At 69.8% G+C, this 724-nt stretch carries 1 protein-coding gene; it reads left to right on the top strand.

Annotated features, from left to right (window positions below; genetic code table 11):
* A partial coding sequence (locus VQ03_RS30300) for a flavin reductase family protein (protein ID WP_048454651.1) occupies positions 1-598 on the top strand: 598 nt, incomplete at its 5' end.
* Positions 599-724 lie beyond the last annotated feature (126 nt).

The following is a 724-nucleotide window of genomic DNA, read 5'->3' as shown; positions in this document are numbered from 1 at the left end:
GCTGGAGACGATGGCCCGGCTCGATCCGGCCTTCCGCTTTCATGCGGTCTGCGAGTCCGATGGGCCGGACGAGGCCTGGACGGGACTGAGAGGCCGCCTCTCCCTCGACATCCTCGCCCAGGCCGTGCCGGACTGGGCCGAGCGCGAGGTCTTCGTCTGCGGGCCGAGACCGTACATGGACGCCGTGCGGGCGATGCTGCGCGACGCCGGCTTCGACATGGCCCGGCACCACGAGGAGAGCTTCGACTTCGGCGCCCTGCCGGAGGCTGACAAGCAGGCCGTGGTGGAGGCGAGCCGTGCCCTCGATACCGACGCCGGGGCCGCCCCGACGGTCCGGACCTTCCGGGTCGAGTTCGCCAAGACCCGCCGGGTGCTCGACTGCCCGGAGGACGCGACAATCCTCGACGCCGCCCGCAAGGCCGGCATCCGCCTGCCCTCCTCCTGCGCCAAGGGCCTGTGCGGCACCTGCAAGTCGAAGGTCGTCAAGGGCACCGTCGCAATGACGCATGCGGGCGGCATCCGCCAGCGCGAGATCGATGCCGGCATGGCGCTCCTGTGCTGCTCCAAGCCGACGAGCGACCTCGTCATCGAACGCTGACGCCCCTTCTCAGCGTCCGGAAGCCTTCGTTCTCACGCCCTCAGCCTTCGGGAGTCGTCCCGTGATCGCCAATGCCGACGCGCTTCTGAAACCGCTGACCATCAAGGGCCTGACCATCCGCAACCG

It is taken from the genome of Methylobacterium tarhaniae (assembly GCF_001043955.1).
Classification (GTDB): Bacteria; Pseudomonadota; Alphaproteobacteria; order Rhizobiales; family Beijerinckiaceae; genus Methylobacterium; species Methylobacterium tarhaniae.
This window is presented reverse-complemented; position numbering and strand designations above follow the sequence as displayed.